The following is a 16,758-nucleotide window of genomic DNA, read 5'->3' as shown; positions in this document are numbered from 1 at the left end:
AGTGTGGGAGCGGCGCACCGCTTACGTCGAGCCAATCGCTTAGCGCGTCTATTTCGGGGAGCAAAGCTTGTGCGTAGCCTTGAGCAAACTGGACGAATGCGGGTTCGTTTAGCCCGTTGATGCCGGTTAATACTGGAATGCCCAAAGCGACCGCCTCGGCCATCACGGCGCGAAATCCGCGGCCCTCGGCTTCCATTTTGCCGAATTTGTTGATGATCAGCAGGTCGGCTTCGTTCAACCTGTCCGACACCGCGCGCACGGCGGTTTCCAGCGCCGCCGGATCAAGGCGGCAGCCCCGCGACCCTGCGCCCAGCGCCTGCGAGATCTGCAAAATCGGCCCGTCGGGCAGCACTTGGATATCCATATCGCAGGCATGGGCGCGCGCGCGTTCAGTGTTGACCTGCACCGTGCCACAGACCCGTAGACCGGAGGCGATTGCGCGCCGCGCGAACCGCGCAAGTAGCAGATCCGCGTCGCCTCTGCCGGGGCAACTGACGGTTGCGATAGCTGACATCAGGCCTGTCCTTTTCTTTTGCTCTCGTCTCGCCCTTCTGGCGTCTCAGAGAAAACGCTGGCGCGGGTGATCGTGCAGTCAAGATCGCTGAGCACCCCGTCCTTGAGCCCATAAATCAGCCCGTGCACCTTGACCCCATGCCCCGCCGCCCAAGCGCGTTGCAGGATCGGCGTTTCGGCGACGCGGCGCACGCCCTCTAGCACATTTAGCTCGGCCAGACGGTCGCGGCGCGCCTCGATATCGGGCAGTTGCCCAAGATCAATCGCGTAGGCGCGCGCCAGGAGCCGGATCGGTTCCAGCCAGTGATCGGTCAAGCCGCCCAGCATGTCCTCGGTGGCCGCGCGCACCCCGCCGCAACCGTAATGGCCACAGACGATGACCTCGCGGATATGCAGCGATTCCACGGCAAATTCCAGCGCGCTGAGCAGGTTCATATCGGTGGAGTGCACGATATTGGCGACATTGCGCTGCACAAAGACCTCGCCCGGATCAAGCCCGGCGACCACATTTGCCGGCACCCGGCTATCGGAACACCCGATCCAGAAGAATTCCGGGTTTTGTCGACTCGCGAGGCGGTCGAAATAGCCCGGCTCCTCCAGCTTGCGGCGTTCCGACCACGCGCGATTGCGGGCAAACAGGTCGCTGAGCATATTGCCCTCCCTAGCTTGCCTTCAGCTCGGCGCCCGAGATTTCGGCCTGCGCGACCAATTCTGCCACGAAATCGCGCGCGGCTGCTGTCCACGCCGACTTTTCCAACGCCTCCGCGATATGCGGGCGCACGGCATCATAGGGCAGGGGGGCGCCCTGCGCAGCCCCGTCAAGGCGGATCACATGCCAACCAAAGCGGCTAAGCACCGGATCGGCGGTGATTTCGCCCTCACCCAATTTGCGCAGCGCGGCCTCGAATTCGGGGACTGTGTCACCCGGCCCGAGCTGGCCCAGAAAGCCACCCTCTGCGCGCGAAGAACAATCGCTGTTTTCCTCGGCAACGCGGGCAAAGCTGCGGGGTTTGGCGATAACTTCGGCGGCCAAGGCGCGGGCGCGCGCCCCGGCTTGGTCGCGCATGTCTGCTTCGCGCGCGTCGCAGGCGATCAGGATATGCGCGGCCTCCCAAAGCGGGGGGGCGCGAAAGCGCGTCGGGTCGCGCTCCCACTCGGCGCGGATCGCGTCCTCGCTGGGGGTGGGCACGTCAATCGCCGCCTCCAGCAGGCCACGAATCTGCGCCTCGTCCTCGGTTTCGGTCTGCCCTGGCGCGACTTCTTGCGGGTCGGGTTCAAGCTCGCGCCGCTCTGCCTCTTGCAGCATCAGCGCACGCACGGCCAACGCATTGGCCGCCTTGCGCCACGCGATGCCCGGCTTGTCGCGGGGGCCGTCATGGTTTTGCGTTTCCGCCGCAATCGCCGTCGAGGGAATGACCTGGCCATTCACGATGACATCGGGAAAGAGAGGTTTGTTCATCGCTTCACTCCGCAGCTGAGGGACGTTTCGCCGCCGCGATCCGGGCCTTGTTGACCTCGGATTGCGAGCGCGGCGGCAGCGGCTTGCTGCGACGCGAGCGCACGATCTGATAGCCCGGACGCAAAAGCAGGTAGCGCAGCGGTGCAAAGATCCCGGACGCGATATGAACAAGCCGCGTGAAGGGCACCAGCAGGAAGATCGTCAGCCCGAGGAAGATATGCAGCTTGAAGACCAGCGCCGCGCCCGCGACATAGTCTGCAGCGCCGGGCTGGAAGGTCCAGATCATCTGCGCCCAGGTCATGAACTTGACCATTTCGTGCCCGTCCGAATGTTGCCAACTGACCGGAACCGTCCCCAGCCCCAGCAGCAATTGCAACAACAGCAGCGCGAGGATGGCGATATCGGCAAAGCTTGAGTTCACGCGGATGCGCGGGTCGGTCCAGCGGCGATACATCAGCATCGAGCCACCGATCACCGCCATCACCCCGGCGATGCCGCCGGCAACGATGGCAAGGATCTGCTTGGCGCCGTGGCTGACATGAAGCATGTCAAAGACCCAGATTGGCGTGAGCAGGCCGACGACATGGCCCACAAAGATCACCAGCACGCCGACATGAAACAGGATCGAGCCGATTGCGAAATGGCGTTGTCGCAATAGCTGGCTGGATGAGGTTTTCCACGTGAACGGGTCGCGGTCGTAGCGAGCGATCGAGCCCAGAAACAACACGGTAAGTGCGATATAGGGGTAGATGCCAAAGAGAAAGGTGTTCATCTGAGCCTCCTTTATTCAGCCGCCGTATCGGATGGGCGGGGTTTGGGTGTGTCCATCTGCGCAAGGATGTCGCGCACCTGCGGGCAGCCGGCATTGGGATCGGGGCCAAAGGTGACCTCGGTTTCCTCCCAGATCTTGTCGAGCGCCTCTAGGTCGGTCGGATCGGTATCGGGACGTGCAAGGATTTCCGCGACCGCTTCGGCATCTGCCGTGGCACCCGCGATCTGCACCAGCGCCTCAAAGACCGCGCTATAGTGGCTTTCGCGCCGCGCCAGACGTTTGCCCAATGCGGCAAGGATATGCGCCGCATCTGCCAGCATCTCGCGCGCCTCGCCCGGCGGGCGGGTAGCAAGAAATTCCAGCAGCACCGGCAGGTGATCGGGCAGATCCGTCGTCGCGGGTTCAAACCCCGCAGCCCGGTAGGTTTCCAGCAGATCGACCATCGCGCCGCCACGATCCCGGCTTTCGCCATGCACATGTTCAAACAGCGTCAGCGACAGGCTTTTGGAGCGATCAAACAGCATCACATAAAGCTCTTGCAGATCGAAAAGATCGCTTGTGCCCAATGCCTCGACGAGCGGGCGCAGATCGCGCCGCGCCAACGCCGTCAGTCGCGTTTCCGAGGCCAGAACACCGCCGATTTCCGGCATCGCCTGTTGCAGCTCGGCGCTCGGGTAGCACAGCAAAAGCGACAGCGCCTTGAGTGTGCGGTCTTGTAATGCGGCTTCCATCATTGCGCCTCCTGCGGCATTTTAAGCGGTCGTTTCTGGCCCCCGAACAGCGAGGCTTTCGACATCCCCGTCGAGCAGCTATTGCAATCGGTAAAGCCCTCGCCAGTGCGGATGTCATAGGCGACCTCGACCTGTTCGCGATGCGTGGTCGGGATCACGAAACGGTCCTCGTAATCGGCCAAAGCCATGATCTTATACATGTCCTCGATCATCGCCGGAGACAGGCCGACATGCTCGGCAATTCCTTCGTCGATCACCCCGTCCACGGTTTTGGCGCGCATGTAGGCGCGCATCGCCAGCATCCGTTCCAGCGCCGAGGCAATCGGGGCCTCGTCACCTGCCGTCAGCATATTGGCGAGGTATCGCAGCGGGATGCGCAGGTTGCGCACATCGGGCATCGCGCCATCCATGCCAATCGCCCCGGCCTCGGCTGCGTTCTGGATCGGCGAGAGCGGCGGGATATACCACACCATCGGCAGCGTGCGATATTCGGGATGCAGCGGGAAGGCCACCTTCCAGTCCATCGCCATCTTCCAGATCGGGCTGGCTTGGGCTGATTTGATCCAGTCCTCGGGCACGCCATCGGCGCGCGCGGCTTCGATCACAACCGGATCGCTGGGGTCAAGGAACACCCCGAGCTGCGCGTTGTAAAGCTGGCTCTCTTCGGGGGCGTTGGCCGCCTCTTCGATCTTGTCGGCATCATAGAGCATCACGCCGATATAGCGGATGCGCCCGACGCAGGTTTCCGAGCACACGGTCGGATTGCCCGATTCAATGCGCGGATAGCACAGGGTGCATTTCTCGGATTTGCCGGTAGACCAGTTGTAATAGACCTTTTTGTAAGGGCAGCCGGACACGCACATCCGCCAGCCGCGACATTTCTCCTGGTCGATCAGCACGATGCCGTCTTCCTCGCGCTTGTAGATCGCGCCTGACGGGCAGGACGCCGCGCAAGCCGGGTTGAGGCAATGCTCGCACAGGCGGGGCAAATACATCATGAAGGTGTTTTCGTATTCGCCGTAGATCTCTTTCTGGATGCCCTCGAAGTTGTAATCCCCCGAGCGTTTCGAGAATTCACCGCCCAGGATTTCCTCCCAGTTCGGCCCCTTTTCGATCTTCTCGATCCGCTCGCCGGTGATCTTGGAGCGCGGGCGCGCGGTCGGAAACGCCTTCATTTCCGGAGCGTTGGCAAGGTGTTCATGGTCGAAATCGAACGGCTCATAATAGTCGTCGATCGAGGGGAGATCGGGGTTGGCAAAAATATTCGCCACGATCCGCCATTTCGAGCCCTGCCGCGGGATCAGCTTGCCGCCACGGGTGCGTTTCCAGCCGCCATTCCAGCGTTTCTGGTTCTCCCAGTCGGTCGGATAGCCAAGCCCGGGCTTGGTTTCCACGTTGTTAAACCACGCGTATTCCACGCCATCGCGGCTGGTCCAGACGTTCTTGCAGGTCACAGAGCAGGTGTGGCACCCGATACATTTATCGAGGTTCAGCACCATGCCAATTTGCGCGCGTACTCTCATTGAGCTGCCTCCTCGGTAGCGGGCGTGTCAAGCCAGTCGACTTTGTGCATTTTGCGGACGATGACGAACTCGTCGCGGTTGGCACCAACGGTGCCATAATAGTTGAAGCCATAAGCAAGCTGCGCATAGCCACCGATCATATGGGTCGGTTTCAGCGTGGTGCGGGTGACCGAGTTGTGGATCCCCCCGCGCAGCCCGGTTCTCTGAGATCCCGGCGTGTTCATGATCTTTTCTTGCGCGTGATACATGAAGACCGAGCCTTCCTTGATGCGCTGGGACACCACCGCACGCGCGGTCAGCGCGCCGTTGGCGTTGTAGGCCTCGATCCAGTCGTTATCGACAATGCCCGCCTTGGCGGCGTCGATCTCGGAAATCCAGACCACCGGCCCGCCACGGTTGAGCGTGAGCATCAGCAGGTTGTCGGTGTAGGTCGAGTGGATGCCCCATTTCTGGTGTGGTGTGATGAAGTTCAGCACGACATGCTTTTCGTCGCCGTCGATCACGTCTTGGGTCACCGTTTTCAAATCAACCGGCGGGCGGTATGACACGAAACCCTCACCAAAGGCGCGCATCCACAGGTGATCTTGATACAGCTGCTGGCGGCCCGACAGGGTGCGCCACGGGATCAGCTCGTGGACGTTGGTGTAACCGGCATTATAGCAGACCTCCTCGCTTTCGATGCCCGACCAAGTCGGGGACGAGATGATCTTGCGCGGCTGCGCTGCGATGTCGCGGAACCGGATTTTGATGTGTTCCTGTCCCTCGGCAAGGTGGGCGTGTTCGCGGCCCGTGGGTTTCTCAAGCTCGTGCCAAGCCTTCACGGCGACGTGGCCATTGGTCTCGGGCGCGAGCATCATGATCACTTCGCACGCATCAATATCGGTGACGATTTTGGCGCAGCCTTTGGCCGGGCCATCCTCCCAGACACCGTTGAGTTTGCGCAACTCTTCGACCTCGTGCTTGGTGTCCCAGCCGATCCCCTTGCCGCCATTGCCCAGCTTGTCGAGCAACGGCCCCACGGCGATGTAGCGGTCATAGATCGCGGTATAGTCGCGCTCGACCGTGACATAGTTCGACGCGGTTTTGCCCGGCAGCAGATCGCATTCGCCCTTTTTCCAATCCAGCACATCGGGCTGGGCCAATTCACCCGCCGTGTCATGCAGGATCGGGGCCTGAACGATGTCGGTCTCAACGCCGAGCACACCCTTGGAAACCTCTTGGAATTTCTTGGCGATCGCCTTGAAGATCTCCCAATCCGATTTCGACTCATAGGCCGGGTCCACTGCCGCCTGAAGCGGGTGGATGAAAGGGTGCATGTCCGAGGTGTTGAGATCGTTCTTCTCGTACCAGCTTGCCGTGGGCAGCACGACATCGGAATAGACCGCCGTGGTGGACATCCGGAAGTCGATGCAGACCAGCAGGTCCAGTTTGCCCTCCGGGGCCTTGTCATGCCAGACGACCTCTTTGGGCTTGGCGCGACCTTCCTCGCCCAGATCCTTGCCCATGATGCCGCTGTCTGTGCCCAGCAGGTGTTTCACGAAATATTCGTGCCCCTTGCCCGAGGATCCCAACAGGTTGGAGCGCCAGACATAAAGGTTGCGCATCCAGTTCTCGGGCGCATCCGGGTCTTCGCACGACATCTGCAACTCGCCCGATTTCAGCTTGTCGACCACATAATCTTTCGGATCGACGCCCGCCGCTTTCGCAGCCTTCGCGACCTCAAGCGGGTTGGTCTTGAGTTGGGGTGCTGAGGGCAACCAGCCCATGCGTTCGGCGCGCACGTTGTAGTCGATCAGCGAGATGTTCCAATCGCCCTCGGGCGCGGTGGGCGAGAGGATTTCACTCGCGCTCAGCGTCTCGTAGCGCCACTGATCGGAATGGGCGTAAAACGCCGAGGTGCCGTTCATCTGGCGCGGCGGACGCACCCAATCCAGCGCGAAGGTCAGCGGCAGCCAACCCGTTTGCGGACGCAGCTTTTCCTGACCGACATAGTGGCTCCAGCCGCCGCCCTCTTGGCCGACACAGCCGCACATCACCAGCATGTTGATGATGCCGCGATAGGCCATGTCCATGTGATACCAGTGGTTGATACCCGCCCCGAGGATGACCATCGACTTGCCTTTGGTCTTCTCGGCATTGCTTGCGAATTCACGCGCCACGGCGATGATCTTTTCGGCTTTCACACCGGTGATCTTCTCGGCCCATTTCGGAGTGTAGGGAAGGTCGTCGTTGAAGTCATGGCTGACCCATTTGCCACCCAAACCACGATCCAGCCCGTAATTGGCGCAGAGCAGGTCAAACACCGTGGCAACCATCGCCTCGCGGCCATCCGCCAGCGTGACGCGGCGCACCGGCACATTGCGGGTCAGCACTTCGGGGTGTTCGCATTTGACGAAATTCTCGCTGGCCGCACCGCCGAAATAGGGGAAATCGACGCCGACAACCTCATCGTGCTGGCCCTCAAGCACCTGGCTGAGGCGCAGCTTCACCTCGGCTTTGCCAGCGCGTTCCTCAAGATTCCATTTACCCTCTTCGCCCCACCGGAACCCGACCGAGCCATTGGGCGCGACCATCTGGCCGGTCGCCTCGTCATAGGCGACCGTTTTCCATTCGGGGTTGTTTGCCTCGCCCAAGCTATCTGTCAGATCAGAAGCCCGTAATTGCTTGCCGGGGATCAGCCGGTCGCCTTTTTCGTCCAGCACCACCAGCATCGGCATGTCGGAATAGCGGCGGGTATAGTCCTCGAAATATTCTGCCTGACGATCAAGGTGATATTCGCGCAAGATCACATGGCCCATCGCCATCGCCATCGCACTATCGGTGCCCTGTTTCGGGTTAAGCCAGATATCGCCGAATTTCGACGCCTCGGAATAATCGGGGCAGATCACCGCCGATTTGGTGCCGCGATAGCGCGCCTCGGTGTAGAAATGCGCGTCGGGCGTGCGGGTCTGGGGTACGTTCGACCCCCAGATCAGCAGATAGCCCGCGTTGAACCAATCGGCGGATTCCGGCACGTCGGTCTGCTCGCCCCATGTCTGCGGGCTGGCAGGCGGCAGGTCGCAATACCAGTCATAAAACGACAGCACCGAGCCACCCATCAGCGACAGATAGCGCGCGCCTGCGGCGTAAGACACCATCGACATCGCCGGGATCGGAGAGAACCCGAACACCCGGTCGGGGCCATATTTTTTCGCCGTGTAGGCGTTGGCGGCGGCGGCGATCTCGGTTGCCTCGTCCCAGCTTGCGCGCACGAACCCGCCCTTGCCACGGGTCTTGGTGTATTCCGCGCGCAAGGCCGGATCGGCTTGGATGGCTTCCCAAGCCGCAACCGGGGCCAGTGTCTTGCGCTTCTCGCGCCACATCCGCATCAGGCGGCCGCGCACCATCGGGTGCTTGAGGCGCGCCGCACTATAAAGATACCAGCTATAGCTTGCCCCACGCGAACAACCGCGCGGTTCGTGATTGGGCAACCCCGGACGGGTGCGCGGATAATCGGTCTGCTGCGTTTCCCAAGTGACGATGCCGGATTTGACGTAAATCTTCCAGCTACACGAGCCGGTGCAGTTCACGCCATGGGTCGAGCGCACGATTTTGTCGTGGCGCCAGCGGTTGCGATAGGTCTCCTCCCAGTCGCGACTCTCGCGTGTGACCTGACCGTGACCATCGGAAAATTGCTCCAGCTCTTTGGACTGGAAGAAGTTTAATCTATCGAGCAGGTTGCTCATATCTCGTCTCCTCGGGAACAGGGAAAGGGCGCGCGCCGCAAGACGCTGTGGCGCGCGTCACGGGATGTCAGCAGGGCACGGGGGCGCCCTTGCGGCTGTAGAAGAACCAGGTCACCACGACGCAGATCGCGTAGAAGACCAGAAAGCCCCAGAGCGCGCCGGTGGGTGCGCCGGTGAGATCAATCGAGGTGCCGTAGGCTTTGGGGATGAAGAAGGCCCCATAGGCTGCGATGGCGCTGGTAAAGGCGATGATCGCGGCGCTTTCGCGTTCGGCCTGCCGACGGCTGGCTTGCGCGTCGAGTTCCGGCATCAGGCGCGGGATCTCACGGCCCATGATCGCGGGGATCATCTGGAAGGTCGACGCATTGCCGACCCCGGTCAGGAAGAACAGGGCCATGAACGAGGCGAAGAAGCCCCAGAACGCCCCCGGCTGTTCCTTGATGCCGAGGAAAAAGATGACCCCGAACACTGCCACGATCATGCCTACGAAGGTCCAGAACGTCACCCGTCCACCGCCAAAGCGGTCGCTGACCCAGCCGGTTCCAGCGCGGCTTAGCGCCCCGACAAGCGGGCCAAGGAACACGAATTGCAGCGCGTTTACCTCGGGGAACATCAGTTTGGTCAGCAGCGGGAAGCCCGCCGAATAGCCGATAAAGCTGCCAAACGTGCCGGTATAAAGGACGCACATGATCCAGTTATGCGTGCGCGAGAAGATGATCGCCTGCTCGGAGAAGCTGGCCTTTGCATCGGCGATGTCATCCATGCCGATCCACGCCGCGATGGTCGCGATCGCAATGAACGGCACCCAGACGAAGCCCGCGTTCTGCATCCACAACTGACCGCCCGTGCTAAGTTCCTGCGGAGCCCCGCCCATCGCGCCAAAGACGCCAGCGGTGATGACGATCGGCACCAGGAACTGCATGACGGACACGCCAAGATTGCCCAGCCCCGCATTCAGCGCCAGCGCGTTGCCCTTTTCGGCCTTCGGGAAGAAGAAGGCGATATTGGCCATCGACGAGGCAAAGTTGCCCCCGCCAAGCCCGCAAAGCAGAGCCAGCACGAGGAAGATGAAATAAGGCGTTTCAGGGTTTTGCACCGCATATCCGATGCCCATGGCGGGCAGCAGCAGCGAAGCGGTCGAAAGCGTCGTCCACAGCCGGCCGCCAAAGATCGGCACCATGAAGCTGTAGAATATCCGCAGTGTCGCGCCCGAAAGCCCCGGTAAGGCCGCCAGCCAGAACAGTTGCTCGGGCGTAAAGTTGAACCCGATAGAGGACAGCCGGGCCACAACAACCGACCACACCATCCAGACCGAGAAGGCCAGAAGCAGCGCGGGGATCGACACCCACAGGTTGCGGCGCGCAATCTTGCGACCCTTGGCCTGCCAGAACTCCTTGTCTTCGGGCTGCCAATCGCTTAGCGCACCGCGCCCGGTATCAACTGCGGGTTCAGGGGGGTGAATGGTCTGCATCTCGGGCAGTTGCGGCAGGCTTTCCAGCGCGGCGCCGTGGGCCTGACGCTCCATCGAGCGCACCGACAGATGCATCCAGACCAGCGTCACAACAACGATCAGGAACAGGATTGCAAAGCAGCTTGTATAGATACCCGTCAGATCAAGAGCGGCACCGAAAATCGTTGGCAGAATGAACCCGCCAAGCCCGCCGATCATTCCGACCAGCCCGCCTACCGCACCGACATGCTGCGGATAATAAACGGGAATGTGCTTGTAGACCGCCGCCTTGCCCAGCGACATAAAGAAGCCCAGCGCAAAGGCGATCATCACGAACGGCCACAGGTCAAGCTGGGTCGAGAAGGTGATCGGACCGTTCTTGCCCTGGATGATGTATTCGGTCGGCGGATACGACATCATGAACAAGATCAGCGCCGAGAAGCCGAAGCTCCAATACAGCACTCGGCGCGCGCCAAAGCGGTCTGACAAATGCCCGCCATAGGCGCGAAACACGGATGCCGACAAGGAAAACGCCGCCGCCGACATGCCTGCAGTCTCGATATCGACTTTGTAGACGTCGATCAGATAGTGCGGCAGCCAAAGCGCCAGTGCGACGAAGGCCCCGAAAACAAAGAAATAATATAGCGAAAACCGCCAGACCTGAAGGTTCTTCAACGGCGCGAACTGCTCGGCCAGCGAAGGCGCGCGTGTGCCTTTAGCGCGGCGCTCGATCAATTGCGGGTCGTCCTTGGCAAACAGAAAGAACGCCACACCCATCAGGATAATCACGCTGGCCCAGACATGCGCGACGCCATGCCAGCCGTAGGCCACCATCACGAAGGGGGCGACGAATTTCGTCACCGCTGCGCCCACGTTGCCAGCCCCGAAAATACCCAGCGCGGTGCCCTGCTTGCCCGCCGGATACCAGCGCGACACATAGGCCACACCGATGATGAACGAGCCACCCGCAAGCCCGATGCCAAGCGCGGCCACCAGATACATCGGGTAGGTCGTGGCCCATGTCAGCATCCATGTCGCCACACCCGTCAGGATCATCTGCAAGGAAAAGACCAGCCGACCGCCCCATTTCTCGGTCCACACGCCTAGGAAGAGGCGGGTCAAAGAGCCGGTCAGGATCGGAGTGGCGACGAGCAGGCCGAACTGGAATTCGTTCAGACCCAACTCTTTCTGTATTGCCACGCCAATGATCGAAAAGATCGTCCAGACGGCGAAACAGATGGTGAAGGCGAACGTGCTTAGTCCCAAGGCCCGGTTCTGGTCCGAGTGTGTGACGCCATTGAGTGTGTGCATGATGTCTCTCCGAGAATTGGACCGACCTTTGGCCGGCTAAGTCCCGCCGACATCAACAGGGTTGCCCGAGCGAAATAATTGACGCAAATCAAAAAGCTTCTCGGAATAGTATAAACAAATCATTGACTTGCATTTATCATCTCAAGCCGTGTCTTGGATTAAGCCCACCCCGCTCACAAGCCTGTCGGACGCTTGACATTTGTTTGGTGAAGGGCGCTTAATTCAACTGGAGGTGTAGTATGGTCATTCGCGTAAGTGATTTCGAATCGCAAGAAATCCGCTCTCTCACTCTGTTCTCAGGCCTTGATGACGCTTGCTTTTCCACGTTGATGCGCGGCGCTTATGTGCAGAATTTCCCGCCGATGATCGACTTGATCACCGAGGGCGATAAAAGCGATTTTCTGCATGTTCTGATTTCTGGCTCTGTCGAGTTGTTTGCCAATTGGAGCGGCCATGAAACGACGATGGCCGTGCTGCGCCCGACCTCGACATTTATCCTTGCCGCGACAATCCGGCGGGCGCGCTACCTTATGTCGGCCCGCACGCTTGAGAAATCGCGTATTGTTCTGGTGCCCTCGGAAGATGTCAGCGCGGTGTTCGATCTTGATCCCGATTTCGCCCGCGCGGTCGTGACGGAACTGGCGGTATGTTACCGCGCCAACGTTATGACGACAAAGAACCTGAAGCTGCGCAGCTCGCTGGAACGTCTGGCGAACCATCTTTTGGCTGCGCGCAAGCTGGCCGGAGATGCCCAAAGCTTCGACCTCGGGCTCGAAAAACGCCGCCTCGCCTCTAGCCTTGGGATGACGCCTGAAAACCTGAGCCGCGCGTTTCGCCAGCTTAAACCTTACGGTGTCGCGATTGACGGAAGTCGGGTGATGATCGCAGACGCAAGCGATCTCGAAGGTCTGGCCAAGCCGTCGGATTTGATCGACGAATCCTGCGTTAACTAAGCGTCACACTAGCATACCATGTCTCTTGACAGACTCATTTCGCCCCCGTAAGTAAGTGACTACTCACTAACCTACGGAGCGCCAATGCGCAAACCAGCTCAAGATCGCAAAGCCGAAATCGTCACGACCGTCCTTGATCTGGCCGACCGGATCGGGCCGGATCGGGTGACGACGGGGGCGGTTGCCTCGGCTGTGGGGGTCACGCAGGCGGCGCTGTTTCGGCACTTCCCGACCAAATCCACGATGTGGGAGGCTGTCGCAGATCACATCGCCGATCAGTTGACGGCCGCGTGGGACGCAGCACTGGCAGATCATCGCACGCCGCTTCCCCGCTTAGGCGCGCTTGTCGGCGCGCAATTTGATAAAATCGCGCAAACCCCGGCAATGCCGATGCTGCTGTTTTCGCGGGAGTTAAACGTCGAAAACGACAAGCTGCGCTTGGCCTTTCGGGGGCGGCTTGTGGCGTTTCAGGCCCTTTTGGTGGCCGAAATAGCCAAAGCGCAAAATGATGGCGCGTTGCGGCGTGATCTGGAAGCACCCGACATTGCGATCCTGATCACCTCGCTGGTGCAAGGGGTGGCGATCCGTTGGTCACTGGGCGCGCGCGATTTCGCGTTACGCGTCGAAGGGATGCGCCTTTTCAACGTACAGATGCGGCTGTTAACCGCGCAGGAGGTCTAAGCCATGCGGCGAATTTGGATTTACGCTTTGGTGGCGGTTGTCGCGATTGGCGCGGGGGTGGTGTTTCTTCGCACACGCCCCGTTAGCGTAACGGTTGCACAGCCTGAAAACGATGTGGCGTTGCGGATCTACGGGCTTGGCAGCGTCGAGGCACGCGTTCTCAGCCGCGTTGGTTTCGAGGTTGGCGCGACGCTGACGACGCTGTCTGCCGATGCGGGCGATCACGTTTCGAAGGGGCAGGAATTGGCAACATTGCACCCCGCCGAGCAAGAGGCCCGCGTTGCGCGGGCCCACGCCGTGCTTGATGCCAATGCGGCCAATCTTGCCAAGGCGGCAGCGGCAGTAGATGCCACGCGCGTCATGCTTGCACAGCGCACAGCGGCGAATGTGCGTCAGCAAAATCTGGCCAAACAGAATATCGCCTCGGTGCAGCGCGCCGAAGAAACCCAGCGTGACGAAGACGTTGCGCGCGCCGATTTGGCAGTGGCCGAGGCCGAGCAAGCCGTGATCAAAGCGCAGGGCGAGGATGCGGCGGCGGCCTTACGGCTTGAGCAGACCTTACTGGCCAATCACCGCTTGATCGCGCCCTATGATGCGATCGTCGTGGCCCGCGATGCCGAAGTCGGCACCGTGGTCAAGGCGGGCGATACGATCTTTACCCTGATCGACCCGACAACCGTCTGGATTCAGGCCTATATCGACGAGGAACGCGCGGGTCAGCTCGCGCTTGGGCAGTCCGGCACCATCCGCCTGCGCTCAAAACCGGCATCCGATTTTCATGGCACGATTGCGCGTATCGGTCTGGAAAGCGACCGTGTGAACGAGGAACGTCAAGTCTGGCTGACCTGTTCGGATTGCCCGCAGCCGATGTATCTGGGCGAGCAGGCCGATGTGCGCATCACCACCGGTCATCGCGATAGCGCCCTGATGGTCCCCGAGATCGCGATTTCAGGCTTTGACGGCCATCTGGGTCGGGTCTGGTTGGCCCAAGACGGGAAGCTTAGCCAAGCCGAGCTGACCTTTGGTGCGCGGGACGACATGGGCCGTGTCGAGGTGACCGGCGGGCTGCCGGACGGCGCCAAGATCGTCATCACGCTGCCCAAAGGGGCCAGCGAAGGCCGTGCCGTGCGCATTGAGGATACGAAATGAACCTCGCTCTCAAAGACATCCGCCACGGGCTGTTTCGCTTTGTGCTGACCTGTTTTGGTTTGGGATTGCTGATGACCGTGGTGCTGGCGATGATCGGCATTTATAACGGTCTGGTCTCTGATGCTTTGGCCGTGGTCAAGGCCCCCGCCGCCGATGTTTGGGTGGTCGAGGCCGGAACGCAAGGCCCGTTTGCCGAAGCCTCAGCGATCCCCGTCAACACGCGCGACGCTGTGGCGCGGATGCCCGGCGTGGCCGAGGCGGGCGCGATTACCTATCAAACCGTCGAGGCCAATCATGCTGGCAAGACGCTGCGACTATATGTGATTGGCTACGAGACGGGGCGGCCCGGCGGCCCAAGTGAGATCGTCGCGGGCCGAGGCCTTGGCACAAGCCATTTCGAACTGGTCGCCGACCGTAAAACCGGCCTCGCAGTTGGTGATACGATCCGCCTTGGGCGTGACCGTTTCCATGTCGTGGGGCTGGTCGAGGACGCGATGAATTCGGGCGGTGATCCGGCGGTTTTCATGACGCTGAGCGATGCGATGACGCTGCAAACGACGCTTGATCCCGCCGCCTCGCGGGTGCAGGCGGCGCGCGGCACGGATGCGGTAAAATCCGCCAGTGTCGCCGCTGTCATTGCGCGCGTTGAACCCGGCGCAGATGTCGATCTGCTCACCGCGACCGTGCGCCAATGGAAGCACCTCGCCGCGCTGACGCAGGCCGAACAGGAACAGCTTTTGCTCGCCTCGGTCGTGGACCGCGCGCGGCGTCAGATCGGTCTGTTTTTAGGGATTTTGTTGTCGGTTAGCGCCGTGGTGATCGCGCTGATCATCTACACGATGACGATGGAAAAGCTGAAACAAATCGCCACGCTCAAGCTGATCGGTGCGCCGGATCGCACCATCATCGGGCTGATCGTGCAGCAGGCGCTGATCCTTGGCGCGTCGGGCTGGGGGATCGGCCTCACGCTGATCCTGCTGGTCAAGGACGACTTCCCGCGCCGCGTCGTGCTGGAGCCGTTCAACGCCTTGGTTCTCGCGGGCATCATCTTTGTGGTGTGTCTCGTGGCCTCGGGTCTGGGCGTGCATGCCGCGCTCAAGGTGGATCCCGCCACCGCATTGGGGAGCTGAGTCATGGCGTTAGGCGATATCCTGATCGACGTGCAAGGCGTGGCCAAGCATTACGGCGAGGGCGAGACCCGCGTCGATGCGTTGCGCCATGTGGATCTGCAGGTTCATGCGGGCGAGGTGATTGCGCTGCTTGGGCCTTCGGGCTCGGGAAAGACCACGCTGCTCAATGTCATCGGCTGTATCGTCGGCCCCTCATCGGGGCGTGTCGAGCTGGATGGCGAGCCGGTCTTTGACGCCAAATGGCTGCGCGGCAATCTGCGCAAGCTGCGCCTTGATAAGGTCGGCTTCATCTTTCAGGCCCATAACCTGCTGCCCTTCCTGACGGCCGAGGAAAACGTCTCGCTCGTGCTCGATCTTGCGGGTTGGCCGCGTGCCAAGGGGCGCGAACGGGCGCGCGAGTTGCTGGACTATCTTGAGGTCGGTCACCGCGCGCCTGTCAAACCCGCGCTGCTATCAGGCGGTGAGGCGCAGCGCGTCGCCATCGCGCGCGCGCTGGCAAACAGCCCGCGCATCATTCTGGCCGATGAGCCCACCGCAGCGCTGGATAGCAAACGCGCGCAACTGGTGATGGATCTGCTGCGCAAACTGGCTGCCGAGCAAGAGGCCTGCATCGTCACCGTCACCCATGACGAGAAAATCTTCGACCGGTTCGATCGCCTGATCCATCTGCGCGATGGCCGGTTGTCGGATGCGTAAAATCCAGAAAGCGCGATAACAGTCGAAGGGCTTTCAATCGTGATTGCTGCAATGGTGTGATTGCCACTGTCGCCCACGTCCACCAAGCGCCATCGCGCCAACTCTTTGCGCTAATCTCGGGTCACGGGGCTTGCGCTGGTTTATCTCGCCTCCCAGACGGAGATGTGCGTGCGGATCCTGCGCAATCGCACGCATCATCTGATGGGGCAGGGGCTGGCACTGATCCAACACCTCGCGCAAACTCTTTGGGTGATCGAAGGGGTAAAGCTATGACAGCTCTGGAAGCCGACGAAACCGTTTCGCAAAAGGCGCGCGCCCTCGTCGCCCGCTTTGACGAGGTCTTCGCGTAATAACCGCTACGATCTACGATGCGCGCCCCTGCTTTCTCGGCGAAGGCGCATTCTGGCACCCCGAGCGTGACCAGCTTTTCTGGTTCGACATCTTGCGCGGGCGCTTGCTGAGCCGCGCGGGCGATGAGGCGCTGGAGTGGCAGATCGGTGAGATGGCCTCGGCGGCGCGCTTACTTTGCCGATACGCCGACGAGTAAAATCATGACGCTGGCGCTGGATGCGCAGGGCTGGCCCGAAGGCACCCCCGAGGTCTTTGTCGATCTCACCTCTGAGGGGCTCAATCCCGACGGCGCGGTGACCGATAGCGAAGGTGCG

At 61.1% G+C, this 16,758-nt stretch carries 14 protein-coding genes; 6 read left to right on the top strand and 8 right to left on the bottom strand.

Features of this window, described 5'->3' with window-relative positions:
• From DT23_RS13530 to DT23_RS13495, 8 genes are all read right to left on the bottom strand, one after another.
• Positions 1 to 514, bottom strand: a 514-nt coding sequence (locus DT23_RS13530) for a DUF2478 domain-containing protein (protein ID WP_038132057.1), incomplete at its 3' end; no start/stop codon positions are given.
• A complete protein-coding gene (locus tag DT23_RS13525) occupies positions 514 to 1,164 on the bottom strand; it encodes a carbonic anhydrase (protein WP_038132056.1) in 651 nt (216 codons plus the stop codon). The genes DT23_RS13530 and DT23_RS13525, both read right to left, overlap by 1 nt.
• A 10-nt stretch (positions 1,165 to 1,174) precedes the next feature.
• Positions 1,175 to 1,972: a peptidylprolyl isomerase gene (locus tag DT23_RS13520; protein WP_038132055.1), complete on the bottom strand. Its 798-nt coding sequence runs from the start codon at positions 1,970 to 1,972 to the stop codon at positions 1,175 to 1,177.
• Between the two features lie 4 nt (positions 1,973 to 1,976).
• Positions 1,977 to 2,744 (bottom strand): respiratory nitrate reductase subunit gamma, encoded by a 768-nt coding sequence (gene narI / locus DT23_RS13515; protein ID WP_038132053.1) that lies wholly within the window; start codon positions 2,742 to 2,744, stop codon positions 1,977 to 1,979.
• 11 nt (positions 2,745 to 2,755) lie between these two features.
• Positions 2,756 to 3,475 (bottom strand): nitrate reductase molybdenum cofactor assembly chaperone, encoded by a 720-nt coding sequence (gene narJ, locus DT23_RS13510; protein ID WP_038132052.1) that lies wholly within the window; start codon positions 3,473 to 3,475, stop codon positions 2,756 to 2,758.
• Positions 3,475 to 4,998, bottom strand: a complete 1,524-nt coding sequence (gene narH / locus DT23_RS13505) for a nitrate reductase subunit beta (RefSeq protein ID WP_038132050.1) — start codon at positions 4,996 to 4,998, stop codon at positions 3,475 to 3,477. The genes narJ and narH overlap by 1 nt, the downstream gene beginning before the upstream one ends.
• Complete coding sequence (locus DT23_RS13500) at positions 4,995 to 8,723, bottom strand: nitrate reductase subunit alpha (RefSeq protein ID WP_038132048.1); 3,729 nt, start codon at positions 8,721 to 8,723, stop codon at positions 4,995 to 4,997. The genes narH and DT23_RS13500 overlap by 4 nt, the downstream gene beginning before the upstream one ends.
• A 67-nt stretch (positions 8,724 to 8,790) precedes the next feature.
• Positions 8,791 to 11,484, bottom strand: coding sequence for a nitrate/nitrite transporter (locus tag DT23_RS13495; RefSeq protein WP_038132046.1), 2,694 nt, complete (start codon positions 11,482 to 11,484; stop codon positions 8,791 to 8,793).
• Positions 11,485 to 11,723: 239 nt separating this feature from the next.
• On the opposite strand from DT23_RS13495, the gene DT23_RS13490 reads away from it, so the two are divergent.
• The 6 genes from DT23_RS13490 to DT23_RS20270 form a co-directional block, all read left to right on the top strand.
• Entirely contained in the window at positions 11,724 to 12,437 is a 714-nt protein-coding gene (locus DT23_RS13490) for a cyclic nucleotide-binding domain-containing protein (protein ID WP_038132044.1), read from the top strand.
• A gap of 84 nt (positions 12,438 to 12,521) precedes the next feature.
• Complete coding sequence (locus DT23_RS13485) at positions 12,522 to 13,118, top strand: TetR/AcrR family transcriptional regulator (protein ID WP_038132043.1); 597 nt, start codon at positions 12,522 to 12,524, stop codon at positions 13,116 to 13,118.
• Positions 13,119 to 13,121: 3 nt separating this feature from the next.
• Positions 13,122 to 14,267, top strand: coding sequence for an efflux RND transporter periplasmic adaptor subunit (locus tag DT23_RS13480; protein ID WP_038132042.1), 1,146 nt, complete (start codon positions 13,122 to 13,124; stop codon positions 14,265 to 14,267).
• Entirely contained in the window at positions 14,264 to 15,397 is a 1,134-nt protein-coding gene (locus DT23_RS13475; RefSeq protein WP_038132040.1) for an ABC transporter permease, read from the top strand. Before DT23_RS13480 ends, DT23_RS13475 begins: the two co-directional genes overlap by 4 nt.
• 3 nt (positions 15,398 to 15,400) lie before the next feature.
• Positions 15,401 to 16,093, top strand: coding sequence for an ABC transporter ATP-binding protein (locus DT23_RS13470; protein WP_038132039.1), 693 nt, complete (start codon positions 15,401 to 15,403; stop codon positions 16,091 to 16,093).
• 473 nt (positions 16,094 to 16,566) lie between these two features.
• Positions 16,567 to 16,758, top strand: a 192-nt coding sequence (locus DT23_RS20270; RefSeq protein WP_338064225.1) for an SMP-30/gluconolactonase/LRE family protein, incomplete at its 3' end; no start/stop codon positions are given.

Source organism: Thioclava indica, assembly GCF_000714545.1.
Lineage (GTDB): Bacteria > Pseudomonadota > Alphaproteobacteria > Rhodobacterales > Rhodobacteraceae > Thioclava > Thioclava indica.
Note: the sequence above shows the minus strand (reverse complement) of the source record. Positions and strands in the feature narration are given on the sequence as shown.

What these genes read in the sequence shown, in the direction of transcription:
- DT23_RS13495 (WP_038132046.1), bottom strand. Translation starts at nt 11,484, where the DNA reads ATGCACACACTCAATGGCGTCACACACTCGGACCAGAACCGGGCCTTG.
- narI (WP_038132053.1), bottom strand. Translation starts at nt 2,744, where the DNA reads ATGAACACCTTTCTCTTTGGCATCTACCCCTATATCGCACTTACCGTG.
- DT23_RS13470 (WP_038132039.1), top strand. Translation starts at nt 15,401, where the DNA reads ATGGCGTTAGGCGATATCCTGATCGACGTGCAAGGCGTGGCCAAGCAT.
- DT23_RS13525 (WP_038132056.1), bottom strand. Translation starts at nt 1,164, where the DNA reads ATGCTCAGCGACCTGTTTGCCCGCAATCGCGCGTGGTCGGAACGCCGC.
- DT23_RS13485 (WP_038132043.1), top strand. Translation starts at nt 12,522, where the DNA reads ATGCGCAAACCAGCTCAAGATCGCAAAGCCGAAATCGTCACGACCGTC.
- narH (WP_038132050.1), bottom strand. Translation starts at nt 4,998, where the DNA reads ATGAGAGTACGCGCGCAAATTGGCATGGTGCTGAACCTCGATAAATGT.
- DT23_RS13500 (WP_038132048.1), bottom strand. Translation starts at nt 8,723, where the DNA reads ATGAGCAACCTGCTCGATAGATTAAACTTCTTCCAGTCCAAAGAGCTG.
- DT23_RS13475 (WP_038132040.1), top strand. Translation starts at nt 14,264, where the DNA reads ATGAACCTCGCTCTCAAAGACATCCGCCACGGGCTGTTTCGCTTTGTG.
- DT23_RS13480 (WP_038132042.1), top strand. Translation starts at nt 13,122, where the DNA reads ATGCGGCGAATTTGGATTTACGCTTTGGTGGCGGTTGTCGCGATTGGC.
- narJ (WP_038132052.1), bottom strand. Translation starts at nt 3,475, where the DNA reads ATGGAAGCCGCATTACAAGACCGCACACTCAAGGCGCTGTCGCTTTTG.
- DT23_RS13490 (WP_038132044.1), top strand. Translation starts at nt 11,724, where the DNA reads ATGGTCATTCGCGTAAGTGATTTCGAATCGCAAGAAATCCGCTCTCTC.
- DT23_RS13520 (WP_038132055.1), bottom strand. Translation starts at nt 1,972, where the DNA reads ATGAACAAACCTCTCTTTCCCGATGTCATCGTGAATGGCCAGGTCATT.